Origin of the sequence: Bacillus cereus group sp. Bc061 (assembly GCF_027715825.1) — a bacterium.
Classification (GTDB): domain Bacteria; phylum Bacillota; class Bacilli; order Bacillales; family Bacillaceae_G; genus Bacillus_A; species Bacillus_A paranthracis.
Window position 1 is genome coordinate 1,025,950 of the sequence record NZ_JAQFTZ010000001.1, and the last position, 17,121, is coordinate 1,043,070.

The window sequence follows — 17,121 nt, forward strand, 5'->3', positions numbered from 1 at the left end:
AATTACTAAAGAGATTTTTTTGGGAATTGTACATAAATGAAGGGTTTAAATTAAAGGTAGAAACGGTAATGGATTAGTTTTTAATTAAAATAAAAAGATTTAGTACAAAAGTTTGTTTTTTCTTTTCTATGTTTTTGCCTCATACACTTTGAAGCTAGTGGACATACTATATTAATAGAAATGACTAGGGGGTGAGATTTTGGGATCTCGTTATAGTAATTCTAGAAAAAAGTGTTCATGTAAACAGTGTTCAGGCAAACAGGATGATTGTTGGGATGTTTTTGAAGAGTGTAAAAAAGAACATGAAGAGCAAAATAAGGCATGTGACTGTTGCTGTGTACAAGGAATTAGAGATGAGCTGAGAAAGTTAGTAAACAGATCAGTGCGTATTACAACAGGAAGTAATAATTATGCAGGAACTGTTTCTTCAGTTACTTGTGATGTTGTAAAGCTTGCTAATAGTGCTGGGGTAGTTACAGTAATTATTTCAGTTTGTAAAATTGAAGCGATTGAACCACTGTTAACATAAGAAACATGGCATAATTGGGCTATGTTTTTTGTAAAGCCATTCTTATGAATGGCTTTATTTTCATTTCGTATAAAAGGAGAATATATTCTATATATAGAAATAAGTTTGAGTAAATATAGAATGGTGTATGAAAGGAGAATGAAGTTGATTAAACTAGAACCCTTTAAACGATCCGATTTCAAACAATTAATAAATTGGATTGATTCCGAAGGTTTTTTAATACAATGGTCAGGAAATGCATTTACATATCCCCTACATGAACAACAATTAGAAAAATATATAGAAAGTGAAAATACGCTTGCATTCAAAGTAATAGATGAAGAGACTAAAGAAGTAATTGGTCATATTTCACTTGGGCAAATAGATAATATAAATAAATCTGCAAGGATTGGTAAAGTACTAGTTGGTGATACGAGAATGAGAGGACGTTCCATAGGGAAGAATATGATGAAAGCAGTACTTCATATTGCATTTGATGAATTAAAACTACATAGAGTAACGCTTGGTGTTTATGATTTTAATACATCGGCTATTTCATGTTACGAAAAAATAGGATTTGTAAAAGAAGGCTTATTAAGAGAGTCGAAAAAAGTAGGGGAGACATATTGGAATTTATGGGAAATGAGTATGTTAGAATATGAATGGGGCGATAAAAAACAATAGTTGTTTATAATTATGTTATGTCGATTAAAAGGGGTATGGTGGGAATTTATGAATAAAAAAACGAAAATTATTACAATTGCAGCTGTTTCAGGAGGAGGTAAAACTACTGTTACAGAAAGATTAACTCATAAGTTAATAAATTCAAAAGCGCTATATTTTGATAGTTATCACTTTGATAACTGTCCTGCAGATATTTGTAAATGGATTGATGATGGAGCAAATTATAATGAATGGGTACTCACACCATTAATTAAGGATATTCAGCATCTTATACGAGATAGTAATGTAGATTATATTATTGTAGATTATCCTTTTGCATACTTAAATAGTGAAATGCGACAGTTCATTGATGTAACTATATTTATCGATACGCCTTTAGATATTGCGATGGCTAGAAGAATTTTGCGAGATTTTAAGGAAGAAACAATGAGTGAAATACATAATGATTTAAAGCATTATATAACATATGCTAGAAAAGGCTATTTGGAGGCGCTTCATACTGTAAAGCCAAATTCAGATATTGTTTTGGATGGATCTTTATCTGTAGATGAAATAATTAATCAAATTGAAGAAGAACTTTATCGGAGAGAAGTGATCGTCCATGGTTAAATGTATAGAGGAATATGTACAAGTTGATGATTTTAAAATGTATTCAAAAGTATTTCAAGGAAAGAAGTTGCAGCCAGTTATTATAATGGAAGCAGGTTATGGCGATTATTCAAAGGCATGGGACCTTATTGCTGAAGAATTGACGGAATATGGGACGGTACTCACTTATGATCGAGCGGGAGTAGGGAAAAGTGGCAAGAGTGGCAAGAGTTCCAAGCGACGTATTAGTTCTGAAATGGTAAAAGATTTGAGAAGTTGTTTAGAGCAATTACAATTGAAACCACCTTATATTTTTGTAGGACATTCTTTTGGTGGTATAAATGCACGTTTATTTGCGAATTTTTATCCCGAAGATATGTCTGGAATCGTTTTGGTTGATTCGACACCGGAAAATTATAAAGAAGATTTTTTGCCAATCATGTCACTGGAATTTCAGGAAGCTTACTATAAACAGTTTGTATATGAAAGTTCTTATGAAGAGTTTATGTTTAGTCTAAGTGAAGCAAATAAACATTGTCAGTCAATGAGAAATATTCCACTTGCCGTATTAGTTGCTGGTAAAAAAAGCCTATTATTCGCAAGAAGCACAAATGAAGTGGTTACAATTGCAAGAGGAATTATTACGCTTATCAAACAATCATACATTTGTAATTGCAGAACAAAGTGGTCACTATATTCAAAAAGATGAGCCTCATTATATTATAGATGCTGTTAAATGGATAATTGAGGTAGAGGAGAGATAAATGTGTATAATTTATTTCAATACAATTGGCAAGTAAGAGATGATTGGTTTAAGTGGTGTGAGCAACTTTCAAAGGAAGAATTACTCCGTAAGCGTATTGGTGGTGTTGGAAGTATTTTAGAAACATTATTTCATATTGTAGATGTTGAGTATAGTTGGATTAATGCCCTTCAAGAAAAAGAAGATGGTGCACCGCAGTTTAAAGAGTATCAATCTATCCAAAAAGTGAAAGCGTTATCTGATTTATATAAAAGAGAATTAGAAGATTTTTTACAAGTATGGTCAGCTAACTTAGAATGTAAAATATTAAAAGCTTCGTGGACAGATAAAACATATACATATGGTGAGATCTTAAGGCACGTAATTGTACATGAAATTCACCATATCGGTCAGCTATCTATATGGGCAAGGGAGTTAAATCTTCGGCCTGTTTCAGCAAATTTAATTGGGAGAGGACTATAAATTTAAAAAACGGCTTGCACTGTAAATGCAAGCCGTTTTTATATATATAAGAAGATTTCTTAATTAAAATCCTCGGATTTTTTCTGACGTATATGTAAGAACATTAAAATTGTTATAATGAAGAAAATCAACAATGTTTGTATAATCAAATTTTTAAACTGAAGCAAAACTGCCCAAGATGTAACAGCATCTTTAAAAGCTTGGAGTGCAGAGTATGAAGAAGGATCAAAGCCGTACTGAAGTAACTTTTTTGTTTCAATAAAAGTGCTGTTTTCATTTTCGGCGTCTAATATTACTGAAATAAGCCTAGTATCTCCTCGTTTTGCTGTACTGACAAAACTATAATTACCATTAGTTGAAAAACTAGTTTGTAAGCCATCAACACCTTGGTGTTTAATGTTTTTATTAAGGGAATATATCATTTTATTGGTGTTGAAAACTTTCGTATCTTTGAAGGTGAACTGGTAAGAGGTTAGTTTTGTAACGTTCAGTACATCTGGAAAGTCTGTTACTAATTGTGTTGCTAGTTTAGCAACTTCAATTGCTGTTGTAGTTGAAAGTTTATTTGTATCGTTATTCATTCCAGTAGCGTTTAGAAACGGAGATGATTGTGATAACTTTAGGTGTTTTGCTTTTTCATTCATTAACTGTGTGAATTTATCTTCGTTTCCAGCGATGTGTTCTGCAAGGGCAAGTGCGGAACGATTATTTCCTGTCAATAACAGTGTATGAAGTAAATCACGAACCGTCGTTTTATCTTTCGAAGTTACTTGTATAGGACTCGTTTCTGCTCGGAAAACTTCGTTACTTATTTTTACTACTTCATCTAACTGTATATTTCCTTCATTCAGTTGTTCTAGTGTGATATATTCAGTCATTAATTTAGATAAAGTAGCCGATTGTATAGGAGTTTCTTCATTTTTTGTATAAACAACTTCACCTGAATGAGCATCTATTAAAATAGCTGATTTAGCTTGAATAATTGGGCCATTTACATAAAGATAAAAATATAAAACGATAAGTGCAGTAATAACAAAAGATAATAATAAAATTGTGAATTTTTTTAAGAATTGCATAAGCGATCCTCCTATTATGACATCGATAATAATATTGTAAAAAGGAATGCTTAATTAGGAAGAAAGAAAAGGTAAAGAATTTCTAAAGAATTATAAAGGATTATTAAATTTTGGATGTTACTGGAAAATAAAAGGTCCAATTTCTTATATCGTAAGAAATTGGACCTAAAATTAAGCTGTATTAACATTTATATGGTTGTAGTTTTACAGTGAATGTTGTTTTTTTGTCATCACTATACACTTCGATTGTTCCTTTATGCAATTCTACAATACTTTTTGCAATTGCCAATCCGAGTCCAGATCCACCAGTGTTTGTAGAGCGCGATTTCTCAACGCGATAAAAACGTTCAAAAATATGAGGTAAATCGGTACTTGGAATAGGTTGGCCGTAATTGGTTATATCGATTGCGATCATATTATTACTTTCATAAGCAGTAATATCAATATAATCACCATCGTTACCGTAAGCGATAGCATTAATAATTAGATTTTCAAATACGCGTACTAATTTGTCTCCATCAGCTAATACCATTAGCTTCTTTGATGGGAAAAAGGGGCGACAATCAATATTAGCCTCTTGCAGCTGTATTCGAAATTGAACTGTTAATTGTCCAAGAAGCTCCACAATATCAATAGGGACAGAATATAAACTTAATTCTTTATTTTGAACACGCGTATATTCAAACAAATCATTCATTAATGCGTTAAGACGAGTTACTTTATCGTAAATGACTTGTATATAATGACGTAATTCTACTTCATCTCTATAATTATCATGGTGGATTAAATTCACGTATCCAACTATGGAGGTAAGTGGAGTACGTAAATCATGCGATACATTTGTAATAAGTTCGCTTTTTGCTTGTTCTGCCTGTCTTTCTTCATCAATCGAGACTTTCAATTGTTCAACAATTTGATTAACCCCGCTTGCTAACTCTTCTAGATAATTATGGTTTACGATAGAAACTTTATGATTGAAGTTTCCATTTGCAATATAGCGAATCTCTTCTATCATTTTTTTTATACAAGTTTCATAGTAAAGCTTTCTTTCATGACGATAAAAAATGTATAGGTAGGATGAGAAAATAGAAAATAAAAATAAATAAGAGACAATCATCATCCATAGAGATTCTTTTATTCCTTTATATTTTTCATAACCAAAAATTCTAATGAATTCTTTACCAAGTTCGCTTAACGTAAGCGAACTCTCAATTACACTCGTAACGAGGCGATATATAATTAATTCAGTAATAGGAGTGAGTGTGATAGCTAATAAGAGCCAAAAAATAAGTTTCCATTTCGGGATATCTTTTAATATATCAAATGCTTCATTTCTCAATTTTGTAGCCTACTCCCCAAACAGTATGAATAAATTTTTCTCCATTCATTCCTGTTTCAAGCTTATCTCGTAAATTACTAATGTGGACCATTACAGTTTTATTTGAACCATAACCATCTTCATTCCAAACACGTTCAAATATTTCTTCAGAACTAAATACTCTTCCTGTATTACTCGCAAGTAAATATAAAATATCAAATTCAATAGATGTAAGCTTAATATATTCGCCATTTACTTTAACAGTATGATTATGTTTGTGTATTTCAGCAGAACGAATGCGAATCATACCATCTTCATTCTTTTGGGAAGTGGCATTTTGGAAAGATGATCGTCGAAGCAAAGCTTTCACTCTAGCTACTAATTCTAATGGATTAAATGGTTTAATCATATAATCATCAGCGCCTGTCATAAGCCCTAATATTTTATCCATATCTTCTGCTTTTGCACTCAGCATAAGAATAGGTACAGTATTATTTTCACGAACTTCTTGGCAAACTTCCAATCCATTTCGTTTTGGCATCATAATATCCAAAATCATAAGGTCAACTTCATATGTAGAAATCATTTGTAATGCTTCATCGCCATCATATGCTTTATAAATGTTATAGCCTTCATTTCGCAAATAAACAGCAAGTAATTCAACAATTTCTTTATCGTCATCAATAATTAATATATTTTTATTCATTATGTAGTTCCTTTCCTTACAAATCATTAACATTACTATAATATCAAACATTTATGTACTTGTAGCGATGATTCTGTATAAAATTTCATGTAACGTATTAAAAAAGGGATTACAACATTTATAACGAATACAAAACACAAGGATATTAAGATTATATATTATATTGAAAGTTAGTTTTAAGGAGGATTTACTATGTTATATAAGGAGATATATTCATTTTCTCCAACTGGAAAAATAGAAAATGATATTAAAGATTTTTTATTAAAATATAATCAGAAGCCTACATATAAACATTCAATTCGTGTAGCAAATGAGGCGAGGAAAATTGCAAAAATGTTTTATGAAGATGAAGAAAAAGCAGCGATTGCGGGATATTTACATGATATTAGTGCAATTTTTCCAAATGAAGTACGGATTGTAGTTGCTGAAGAATTTGGAATAGAGATATTAGAAGAAGAACGAAAATTCCCAATGATTATTCATCAAAAACTTTCGAGAGTAATCGCAAAAGAGATATTTAAAGTGCATGATGAAGAGACTTTAGATGCAATTTGTTGCCATACCACACTGCGTAAACATGCAACGAAGATGGATTTAGTGTTATTTGTTGCTGATAAAATAGAATGGGATCAAAATGGGACACCACCATACTTAGTAGAAGTAAAAAAGGGGTTAGAAAAATCTTTAGAACATGCAGCTTTTGCATATATTTCATATTTGTGGGATAGAAAAGATACGTTGAAAGTTTTACACCCTTGGCTAGAAGATGCATATTGGCAGTTAAAAGAAATTGTAGAATAGAAAGAATATAAAATACAGTTAAAAGAATATATGAATGAAATATTTACTGGGGTTACATTAGTACCATACATATAATAAACACTTATTTGAAGATATATTTTCAAAAGAAGATAAAGTGTTTTTAATAGCAAATGTTTATTGACTTAAAAAGGGAAATATAAAAAATCCACAGAAAATAAATATATAGTCTATTTATTCAAAAAGAGATTTAAAATATCATACAAGACAAGAAACAATACTTTTTTATTTGAAGATGAAGAAACTGACTTGTATTATACATATCAATTTTCATTAAAATATTTCGCTGGTGATATAAAGTATAAACGACTTATTAAAGCGGCGAATCATGAAGATTTACCAGATCTTTATCCTCGTTTAGGACGCAAAAAAAGAAATTTCTTATCCAGATGTATTTCTCATAAATGCAACAAAAGATATTATCATGTTTATGCATGATGATAGAGGAAGTGAAGTAATTCCGAAGAATAAAGAAACAATACGAAATTTATATGAGAAATATAAAGAGTGGATTCCAGATTATAAAAGAGAAAGCATAGATAAATTATTTAAATGACAGTGAGGGAAGTGAAGTGTGTAATGAAACGTATTGCAATCGTAGCCGCTTGGGAACCTGAACTTACGTATTTGCATCAATCTTATCCAAGTGAACGCATTGAAAAAAAAGCCGCTTGGGAATTTCATTTTCATACTATAAATGATCTGGAAATTATTTCAGTTATAACTGGTGTTGGGAAGGTAAGTTGTGCTAGTTGTGTACAATTATTAATTAGTGAGTTTCAGCCGGATGAGTTGTTTATGACAGGGATATGCGGGAGTTTATCAAATAAGGTGAAAAATGGTCATATTGTAGTGGCACTGAACGCAATACAACACGATGTCACTGCTGCTGGTTCGGGTGAAGATGTTTTTAACTTATATAATGGTAGAACAGCACCTATTGAAACAACAAAATCACTTGTAAGAAGAATAAAAAAAATACGATCGTATGATCCGATTCATTTCGGGACATTTTTATCTGGAGATCAACGTATCCGTAGTTCGGAAATGAGATATTTACTCCATACTGTATATGGGGCATTGGCAGTTGATCAAGAAGTGGCAGCTTTTGCTTATGTATGTCAAATCAATAAAAAACCTTTTTTATGTTTAAAAGCTGCTTCAGATCAAGCAAATGATAAAACGAAAGAGGAACAAAAAATATTTAAAATGTTAGCATGTGAACGAGCGTGTGAGCATTTAATTGCTTTTTTACGTGTATATGAGATTAATGTAGTAAATCATAGATAGTAAGAGGGGTTAATATTGGAAAGTACAAATAAAATAGCTATTTTGGGTGCAAACGGAAAAGCTGGAAAAATTCTTGTAAATGAAGCGTTAGAAAAGGGATATCAAGTAAAAATATTAACGAGAAACTCTACAAATACAGAGAAAATAAATGAAAATATAGAGACTATTATTGGGGATGCACGTAACTTTTCAACGATACAAGACTTACTTCAAGGTTGTAGTGCTGTAATTAATGCAGTAGGTCAACCGAAAAATGAATCTTACATTTTTAGTACAGTAACGAAGCATATTTTAGAAGCGATGAAGGAGTCTAAAATAAAAAGATATATTCTAATTTCCGGAGGTTCTTTAAATGTTACGGGAGATCAGAAGGGAATTGTAAATAAAATAGGAGCTACTTTGTTTAAATTGTTTTTACCAAAAATGATGCAAGATAAATATAAAGAATTACAAATTATCCAAAATAGTGAGGTAGATTGGACAATTGTTAGATTACCATTTGTTATAGAGGGAAATGGTATTGGAAGTATAAAAGAGAGTTTAGTTGATATGCCAGGAATTAAAATACAAAATGGCGATATTGCACCGTTTGTTATAAAACAAATTAATAGTGATAGATATGTAGGGAAGTGTCCGTTCATTTCAAATTAAGCAGTAGAATTCAAAATTAAAGTATGATGTGACTAGTAGATCTTATGTATTTGAACGTTAAGTTTAACACGAGTAAGTGGGGGATAATTTTATATGATTCAATATAAAAGATGCAGTGAAATAAATATAGATTTAGTGTATGAAGCTTTTAGGGATGGGTTTTCAGATTATATTATTAAGATGGAAGTTTCAAAAGAAGATTTTATAAAAAGGTTTTTTGGAGCTGAAGGGAATTCGTTAGAACACTCGTTTCTTTCTTTAGACGGTGACAAACCAGTTGGTGTAATACTTGGTGGTATTAAGATTTATGAAAGTATAAAAACAATGCGTTGTGGAACATTAGCTATTCACCCTAAGTATCGCGGTATTGGTGTGAGTCAAAAGTTATTTGAACTGCATAAAGATGAAGCGATTCAAAACGGGTGTAAGCAACTTTTTCTTGAAGTCATTGTAGGTAATGACCGGGCGATTCGTTTTTATAATAAATTAGGCTATGAAAAAGTGTACGATCTATCTTATTATAATTTAAAAGATATGACTAAAATAATGCTTAAAGAATGTAAAGGAATTGAAGTAAAACAATTAGAATTTGCAGCTTTTAAAGTTGAAATTCAGAAATGGTTACACTTCCATATAAACTGGCAAAATGATATGGATTATATCGAAAAAACAAATCATACATTTTATGGTGCATATGTCGATAATGATTTAAAAGGTTCTATATGTATGAATGAACAAGGTAAAATCAGTTTTATTTTTGTAGACAAAGATTATAGAAATATTGGTGTTGGGACGAATTTATTACAAGTAGCAATTGAAGAATTGAAGTTGTCCACGTTAACTATTGGCTTTCCTAATAATAGTTTGCTAGAAGGATATTTGAAAAAAATGGATTTCGAAAAGAGTTCATTAGAACAATATGAAATGTACTTTTTATTATAATAAGCGAAAGGAGATATTCTTTTCGCTTATTATTTTTTTATTTTAAATAATATAAGAATCACATTAAAAATGTGTGCAAAGATAATAAAATTTTTAAAGTAAAATAAAATTGTAAAAAATGCAACTTGCTTTATTGAAAGAAAGGACCATATTCTTGAATAAAGAAGCAAATAAATAACTTCTGAAATGTACAATCGTTGTATAGTTTTTAAAAGGAGATTCATTTCTTATATGAGAAGGGAGAGGGGATTTTGAACTTAAAATATGAGAAGGGTATGGGCTCAGAAATAAATGATAAAGTTTATTTGAGTAAAGGATGGGGTTATGTTGCAGCTGTTTCCCTGTTACCATATGCAATTTTAAAATCTCTTTGGGCATGGGGATCAACGGTAGGACTTACAACAAAGCAAGCTGTTCAAAGTGTGACAGGATTTGGTGAAACATTACAGGAAGGATCCTCCTTTTTATATACGCTATATACCATTGGAATAGACTTCACAGCTCTCTTAGCAGTACTTGCATCTTTATTTGCTATAGCGCTCGTTACTTCATGGGGAGAGAAGCTACCGAGATGGTTATTAATCATATCAGGATGGGCAGTTGGAGTATTCACAGTTATAGTTAGTTTCTTAACAGTGTTTCAATTTTTAGGAATACTTCCTAAAGGATACACCGAAGGATTGGCTATTTGGGTATATGTGGTGACATATGGCGGATTATTCTTGTGGGGGATAACTGTATTTATGGCGACTCTGTCGTTCCAGCATCGAATGAAAACTAAAAGGAAAAAATAAACAATTTACTATTATTGTATATCTTAAATATTTTAACTATGGAGGAAGTTTTTTATAAATAGTTGAGGCTGAAGTATTCTGCTTAGTCGTAGGCATGCAGTTTATTTATTTTTATACTACTGTTTACTATATTGAGATTTATGTTAAGTCGGATGATAAACTTTGCACCATAAATATGTGGAGAAGAGCGAATGTAGATTCGTTCTTTTTTATGTATAAAAAGTAAAATACCTATCAAATTTGAAAGGAGTGTATATGCATCTAGACTGCCGTTTTGTTTGATATGTTTTCCTCTCGTGGACATATTGAACTTTCTATTAATGAAAGAGCTTTGGTTTTGTTTATTCTTAAGTTGATTTTTAAATTATTACTTTTATGATGATATTATATTTTGTATAATATTCTTTTTTTATGTAGAATAGATAGGATGGAGGGGATGAAATGAATAATGGATTAAAGTTTAAGATTTTTGAATTGCATTCTTTCGTTCAAAGAACTTATTCTGATATGAAAATAGCATGTGATATTGCTATTTATCAAGAAAACACTTCTAAATATTTAATTTCATTAGGTTTTTTAAATAAATCATACATGACTTATATAGAAACAAAAAGATTTTATCGTGAAAATGAAGAGCTTGTAAGTGTAGAATTTGATAATTTCTTTGATACATATGATATATTAGAACAGGAGTTAAAAAAAGTTATTTCAACTGAAGATAAGAATCCTTCATTGTTACATAGTAGATTTGATCAGTTTCAGCAGAAAGTTGAAAATATAAATGACCTAATAAAAGTAATGCAAAATGCTCGTTAATGAATGCTTTTTCTGTTTTATATAGAAATTATGCATTAAAAATATATTAGGGGTATTACATATTGAAGAGGTGACTTTTGTTGATTACAGAAGTCATCTTTTTACATTAGAAATAGATTGTATAAATTTTAGTAATTTCATATTTTAGGAAATCATAAGAGGAAAATAACATGAAAAATAAAAAAGAAATAGCTATAGTTGCATTAACAACAGGATTAGCTTTAACAAACATAGTACCATACGAGATAGGTTATGCGGAGGAAACGGATCAAATGCAAGTTGATATTCAAGAGGATTCGTTCCGTACAGGTGAACTTACAAAATCATCACAAAAAACGCCAGAGAACGTAGTGAAAGATGCACTTAAGGAAAAGACGGAACATGCTTTATCTCCAAAACAAGTTAGTGGAGACAAAGGGGTAGATTACAAGGTTCTTCAAAAACGTGGTTCATATGATGGGACTACACTTGTTCGTATGCAACAAATATATGAAGGAAAAGAAGTATATGGACACCAATTGACTGCTCATGTAGATAAAAAGGGTATTATTAAAAGTGTTTCAGGGGAAAGTGCACAAAACTTAGAAAAAGAAGATTTAAAGAATCCTATTAATTTATCAAAAGAAGAAGCAAAGGAATTTATTTATACGAAGTACGGAAATGATATTCAATTTATTTCTGAGCCAGAAGTTAAGGAAGTTATTTTTGTTGATGAAAATCGTGGGCAGGCTACAAATGCATATCAAGTTACATTTGCAGCTGCCACACCAAACTATGTATCTGGAACTTATTTAGTGGATGCTCATAGTGGTGATATGTTGAAAAATATGGTGCAAGAGTCAGATTTAAAAGTAAGTGAAGAGCGTGTTGAAGCTATTCAGGAGAGTAAAAAAAGTAATTTTAAATCATTAACCGGGACTGGAAAAGATGATTTAGGAATAACTCGTACATTTGGTATTTCTGAACAAAGTAACGGGAAGTATGCGCTTGCCGATTACACAAGAGGGCAAGGAATTGAGACGTACGATGTAAATTATAGAGATATTACTTTTGAAGATAAATATTATCCTGGTATATTAACAACTAGCACATCAACAACATTTAATGACCCAAAAGCGGTAAGTGCTCATTTCTTAGCGACAAACGTATATGATTTTTATAAAGACAAATATAAGCGTAATAGTTTTGATAATAAAGGGAAAAAAGTAGTTTCAGTTGTACATGCATGGGATTCTGGAGAAACAAATGATCCTAAAAATTGGGGGAATGCATTTAGCGCTAATATTAACAATGTTAGTATGCTTATATATGGTGATCCAATGGTTAGAGCGTTTGACATAGCGGGCCATGAATTTACACATGCGGTTACATCTAGTGAATCTAATCTTGAATTTTTTGGAGAATCCGGGGCAATTAACGAGGCATTATCTGATATTATGGGAACGGCTATTGAGAAATATGTAAATAATGGAGAATTTAATTGGACAATAGGAGAACAAAGTGGATCCGTTCTCCGTAATATGAAAGATCCATCTTCAGTCAAATTTTTTGATGGAGTACCGTATCCGGATGATTATAGTAAATTCAGTGATTTAAACGGAGAGGATAATGAGGGCGTTCATTTTAATTCAAGTATTATTAATAAAGTCGCATATTTAATTGCACAAGGTGGTACTCATAACGGTGTAACTGTAAATGGTATTGGTGAAGATAAAATGTTTGATATTTTCTATTATGCAAATACTGATGAATTGAACATGACTTCTAATTTCTCTGAATTAAGATTAGCTTGTCTTAAAGTTGCAACAAATAAATATGGGGCAAATTCCATTGAGGTTGAAACGGTCCAAAAAGCTTTTGATGCAGCAAAAATTAAAGGAACCGTGAAAGAAAACGAAAAAACTGAGGCAAACCAAGTCCCAGAGCTAACAGTACCGCCAACAATTACACTACGTGTCGGTGATAAGTTTGACCCAATGAGCAATATAAAAGCTATTGATAAAGAAGATGGTGATTTAACAAATCGAGTAGAACATAAAGGTGATGTAGACACTTCGAAACCAGGCAAATACATTGTGGAGTACTCTGTCGTTGATTCTCAAGGTGGGAAAGCAACGGTAACACAGACTGTAATTGTAGAGGGAGATGGAGAAACATCAGATCTAAAACCTACATTAACAGTTCCTATTGCAACGACAATTACTGTAGGAGAATCATTCGATCCGATGGCAAAAGTAAAAGCTATTGATAAAGAAGACGGCGACCTTACTTCTAAAGTAAAAGTTGAGGGGGAAGTAGATACCTCTAAAGTCGGTACTTACATAGTAACGTATACAGTTACAAATTCTAAAGGCCATGAAGAAATTGCGAAACAAACTGTAACAGTCACAGGTAGAGAAGAAGTTAAGAATGACATACCAATACTAAAAGTACCTTCTACAACTACAATTACTAAGGGAGATGAATTCAATCCAATGGTAGGTGTATCAGCTACGGATAAAGAAGATGGTGATCTTAATTCTAAAGTAGTATATAAAGATATTAGAGATACCACTAAAGTTGGTACTTTTGAAATAATATATAGTGTCACAGATTCTGTAGGTAATAAGGTACATGCCATACAAAAAGTATTAGTGAAGGATACAGACGCTAGCAAAGCTAAAGGTAGTACTAATAACAGTAATAACGGTAATATCCAAAACAACAGTAATTCCGATAAAAAAGAGTCTACATATAAAGAGCTTCCAAACACGGGGGGCAGTACAACTAATAGTACAACAATGGGCTTATGGATGGTTTTTGCAGGTATAGTGTTCACTTTAGTTCGCAAATTTAGAAAAATATAAAAGTAGATAGTACAGCTTATTCGTTTGAAGAAGGTGTAAGAGCTGCTGAAATTTGCTATGAATTTTTAAAGCAAGAGGGGCATATTCGGTGCGGTGTTCCTGATGCATTTTTTCGAGATGAGGCGTACCAAAATGTAGTTCAAATAGGTGGACCTGGCCCAAAAGATCACCCAGCAGCAAGTCATAAAATTGTTCATAATTATAAAACTTTAACGAAAATGTTTGAAACTGCTGGATTTGAGGTAGTTTTGCTTGAATATTGTGATGAAAATGGTCAGTTTTATTATAATGAATGGGATGCAAACGACGGTGTTATTTTCCGTTCGAAAAGGTATGATTCTAGAAATAAAGGTGATAAACTTGGTTTTCCATCGTTAATTGTTGATGCGATTAAGCGGTAAATCATTCAACAAAAACAGGAGTAATTCTATAAATTTATGAGTCGCAAATGCGGCTCTTTTTATTTGAGCGTGAGTCTATATTTTGGGAAGAAACGTGCATAAATGATATTTATTTTTCAAGATTATTTAAATTGATTTAGAAAAGATTAAAATTTTTCTCATCACGTTTAACTTTAAATTACTACTTCGTTTATATAAAGATTTATTTTATATTTATATTCGTGTAAAATAAATTAAGAACATACATTCTATATAGGGAGGCAATCAATATGATAGCTGAAATCGGGAAACTAACTAATGGATATATTGTAAAATTTGAACGTCATTTTTCATATTCGATAGAAGAAGTTTGGTCAGTTTTAACAGAAAATAGTAAGTTAAAAAAATGGATGTCCAATTTGCAGATTGAAAGCCTTAAAACAAATGGTGTAATAAAGTTCGACATGATGGATGGTTCATTTATAAATATTGATATTATAGAGTGTCAACAAAACTCAGTGCTTGAATTTACTTGGGATAAAGATCGGGTCCGATTTGAAATACATAAAGAGGATAATGGAACCCTTTTACTTCTCCAAGAATATATTCACGAATTAACTGATCATACACCGAAAGATATAGCAGGTTGGCATATTTGTTTAGATCTTTTTTCTGCCGTTTTAGAAGGAGAAGAAAAAGAATTTTCTAAAGATAAATGGCAACAATGGTTTGAAATATATAAAGATACAAGGTTTTTGAATTAAGAGGATAATAACGTTAAAGCTTATATTAATTATGTAATTATTATATTATAAAAATAATTGTTGAGATTAAAAACGGTTGATGAGTGGTATTGTTGTTTGTTAATTTTTTTGTTTTATTGTCTGTTTTTTTGCATTTAACAGAAATATATACTTGAATGAAGTATATATTTCTGTTAAATTTATCCTAAAATAGAGCCGATCAAAGTAGCTTCTGTAACAGTAAGCGGAAGTTATGAACAAATGACAAACGTAAATGAAGCAGCGGCAAAATGGATTGAGACAGAAGGTTACGAATTAGCAGGCCCGATGTTTAATATTTATCATGTGAGTCCGGGAATGGAGTCGGATCCTAATAAGTGGGTTACAGAAGTTTGTTATCCAGTTAAATGATTATAAAGAAAAAAGGCATATTATAATGCCTTTTTTCTTTATAAACTTATCCGTAATTGCAATTAACCAATCATAGTTATCTTTCCTTCTATTATAGTTTTCGTATCGGACTATATAAAGCAATAAAGACTTCAATTAATTTAGTAAAAGCAGCTAAAGCAAATATAAACACTGGATTATAAGCTGAAATAATGCCTCCCGCTAATGCTCCGAGTGGCATAGCTAATCGTGTAAGTACACGTGAAAATCCTAAAACTCTCCCTTGCATATTTGATGGAACGGTTTCCTGGCGAACGGTGGCTACAATTGTATTCCATGCAATATTGCAAGTCATTGCAATACCGAAAGCAATTCCGGGAGCAAGCCAATATGTACTCCAAAGCGCAAAAGTTAAGCCAATTGCTCCAACAAATAGGAGTAATGGAATTAGAAGACCGCGTTGCAATCTCTTTTCTAAAGGAACTGCAATCAAGCTTCCTAAGAGCCCGCCTATTCCAATTAGTAAATAATTAAAGCCACTTTGTTCCGGCGTAAGTTGCAATGTGGATAGTAAATAATACATGAACACACCTAAAACCGCACTTGCTCCAAAGTTTCCAATCATAGCTTGAAAAGATAAAGCTAAATTTAAACGGTCATTTTTGAGCCATTTACATCCATTAACCAAATCAGCTAGTACATTTTGAAGTGTATTTTTATCTTGGCATTTCTTGTTTACGGTTTTCATAGACGGTAATAATATCACAGCAATTAATGTTGCAATAAATGAAAGAACATTAATCCAAAGCATCTGAAAGCTACCAATAAAAGAAACGAAAACTCCAGCTATCATTGGACCAAATAAACTGGCTAATTGATTGACCATTTGATAGAAAGAATTGGCTTTCGTTAAGGATGCTCCAGCAATTTGCGGAATGACTGTAACAGTTGTTACATCAAAAAGCATGGACATAACTGCTAACATAAAAGTAATTATGTATAAATGCCAGATTTGTAATAGATGTAATGAATGTAGTATTGGAACAAGACTTACTAAAATAATATTAGTAATATCCGCTACCAAAAGTAACTTTTTTCGATCATAACGATCAATTATTACACCAACTAAAGGGCCAAATAAAACGATTGGCAATACGTTAATAGCAAATAAAGAACTCATAATTACAGCTGAACCGGTTAATTGATAGGCAATCCAAGGTAACGCAAAAGTATATAGTGAATCCCCAATTCGTGAAATGAGTAAACCCAAAATAAAAATCTTGTATTCTTTAGTAAAAGTTGTCTTTACGGTAAGGCTACGTTCTTGCGTAAGTTTCACACTGTT

At 31.5% G+C, this 17,121-nt stretch carries 15 protein-coding genes and 5 pseudogenes; 16 read left to right on the forward strand and 4 right to left on the reverse strand.

Annotated features, from left to right (window positions below; all coding sequences use genetic code 11):
- Nucleotides 1-199 precede the first annotated feature (199 nt).
- The 5 genes and pseudogenes from exsK to PDQ40_RS05290 all read left to right on the forward strand — a co-directional run bounded on the left by exsK (nt 200) and on the right by PDQ40_RS05290 (nt 3,005).
- Nucleotides 200-529 carry an exosporium protein ExsK gene (exsK, locus tag PDQ40_RS05270; protein WP_000535710.1) on the forward strand — a complete coding sequence of 110 codons (330 nt, stop codon included), beginning with the start codon at nt 200-202 and terminating at the stop codon, nt 527-529.
- Between the two features lie 120 nt (nt 530-649).
- Nucleotides 650-1,192 (forward strand): GNAT family N-acetyltransferase, encoded by a 543-nt coding sequence (locus PDQ40_RS05275; RefSeq protein WP_033674197.1) that lies wholly within the window; start codon nt 650-652, stop codon nt 1,190-1,192.
- 48 nt (nt 1,193-1,240) lie between these two features.
- The gene (locus PDQ40_RS05280) at nt 1,241-1,801 is read left to right on the forward strand and encodes a hypothetical protein (RefSeq protein WP_001036632.1); all 561 of its coding nucleotides are present in this window, start codon (nt 1,241-1,243) and stop codon (nt 1,799-1,801) included.
- Nucleotides 1,794-2,544 (forward strand): annotated as a pseudogene (locus tag PDQ40_RS05285) (alpha/beta fold hydrolase). The gene PDQ40_RS05280 and the pseudogene PDQ40_RS05285 overlap by 8 nt, the downstream one beginning before the upstream one ends.
- A gap of 2 nt (nt 2,545-2,546) precedes the next feature.
- Nucleotides 2,547-3,005, forward strand: a complete 459-nt coding sequence (locus PDQ40_RS05290) for a DinB family protein (RefSeq protein WP_000282499.1) — start codon at nt 2,547-2,549, stop codon at nt 3,003-3,005.
- A gap of 59 nt (nt 3,006-3,064) precedes the next feature.
- On the opposite strand, the gene PDQ40_RS05295 is transcribed toward PDQ40_RS05290, so the two are convergent.
- The 3 genes from PDQ40_RS05295 to PDQ40_RS05305 form a co-directional block, all read right to left on the reverse strand.
- The gene (locus PDQ40_RS05295) at nt 3,065-4,081 is read right to left on the reverse strand and encodes a D-alanyl-D-alanine carboxypeptidase family protein (protein WP_270691268.1); all 1,017 of its coding nucleotides are present in this window, start codon (nt 4,079-4,081) and stop codon (nt 3,065-3,067) included.
- Nucleotides 4,082-4,262: 181 nt separating this feature from the next.
- Complete coding sequence (locus PDQ40_RS05300; RefSeq protein WP_001243301.1) at nt 4,263-5,420, reverse strand: sensor histidine kinase; 1,158 nt, start codon at nt 5,418-5,420, stop codon at nt 4,263-4,265.
- A complete protein-coding gene (locus PDQ40_RS05305) occupies nt 5,410-6,105 on the reverse strand; it encodes a response regulator transcription factor (protein ID WP_001038815.1) in 696 nt (231 codons plus the stop codon). The genes PDQ40_RS05300 and PDQ40_RS05305 overlap by 11 nt, the downstream gene beginning before the upstream one ends.
- A gap of 192 nt (nt 6,106-6,297) precedes the next feature.
- On the opposite strand from PDQ40_RS05305, the gene yqeK reads away from it, so the two are divergent.
- From yqeK to PDQ40_RS05360, 11 genes and pseudogenes are all read left to right on the forward strand, one after another.
- A complete protein-coding gene (yqeK, locus tag PDQ40_RS05310; protein ID WP_000965880.1) occupies nt 6,298-6,906 on the forward strand; it encodes a bis(5'-nucleosyl)-tetraphosphatase (symmetrical) YqeK in 609 nt (202 codons plus the stop codon).
- 12 nt (nt 6,907-6,918) lie between these two features.
- Nucleotides 6,919-7,480: pseudogene (locus PDQ40_RS05315) on the forward strand (DUF3885 domain-containing protein).
- Nucleotides 7,477-8,214 carry a phosphorylase family protein gene (locus PDQ40_RS05320; RefSeq protein WP_000218295.1) on the forward strand — a complete coding sequence of 246 codons (738 nt, stop codon included), beginning with the start codon at nt 7,477-7,479 and terminating at the stop codon, nt 8,212-8,214. The pseudogene PDQ40_RS05315 and the gene PDQ40_RS05320 overlap by 4 nt, the downstream one beginning before the upstream one ends.
- A 15-nt stretch (nt 8,215-8,229) precedes the next feature.
- On the forward strand, nt 8,230-8,865 hold the full coding sequence (locus PDQ40_RS05325) for an SDR family oxidoreductase (RefSeq protein WP_000446321.1): 636 nt from the start codon (nt 8,230-8,232) through the stop codon (nt 8,863-8,865).
- A gap of 93 nt (nt 8,866-8,958) precedes the next feature.
- A complete protein-coding gene (locus tag PDQ40_RS05330) occupies nt 8,959-9,807 on the forward strand; it encodes a GNAT family N-acetyltransferase (protein WP_000617044.1) in 849 nt (282 codons plus the stop codon).
- A 251-nt stretch (nt 9,808-10,058) separates the two neighbouring features.
- Nucleotides 10,059-10,601: a hypothetical protein gene (locus tag PDQ40_RS05335; protein WP_002163643.1), complete on the forward strand. Its 543-nt coding sequence runs from the start codon at nt 10,059-10,061 to the stop codon at nt 10,599-10,601.
- Between the two features lie 441 nt (nt 10,602-11,042).
- Nucleotides 11,043-11,417 carry a hypothetical protein gene (locus tag PDQ40_RS05340; RefSeq protein WP_001059029.1) on the forward strand — a complete coding sequence of 125 codons (375 nt, stop codon included), beginning with the start codon at nt 11,043-11,045 and terminating at the stop codon, nt 11,415-11,417.
- A 170-nt stretch (nt 11,418-11,587) separates the two neighbouring features.
- A complete protein-coding gene (locus PDQ40_RS05345) occupies nt 11,588-14,263 on the forward strand; it encodes a M4 family metallopeptidase (RefSeq protein ID WP_270691269.1) in 2,676 nt (891 codons plus the stop codon).
- Between the two features lie 20 nt (nt 14,264-14,283).
- Nucleotides 14,284-14,664 (forward strand): annotated as a pseudogene (locus tag PDQ40_RS05350) (class I SAM-dependent methyltransferase); the annotation flags it as partial.
- Between the two features lie 269 nt (nt 14,665-14,933).
- Nucleotides 14,934-15,415, forward strand: a pseudogene (locus PDQ40_RS05355) (SRPBCC family protein).
- Nucleotides 15,416-15,587: 172 nt separating this feature from the next.
- Nucleotides 15,588-15,797 (forward strand): annotated as a pseudogene (locus tag PDQ40_RS05360) (GyrI-like domain-containing protein); the annotation flags it as partial.
- 91 nt (nt 15,798-15,888) lie between these two features.
- Here PDQ40_RS05360 and PDQ40_RS05365 read toward each other — a convergent pair.
- Nucleotides 15,889-17,115, reverse strand: coding sequence for an MFS transporter (locus tag PDQ40_RS05365; RefSeq protein ID WP_214328878.1), 1,227 nt, complete (start codon nt 17,113-17,115; stop codon nt 15,889-15,891).
- Nucleotides 17,116-17,121 lie beyond the last annotated feature (6 nt).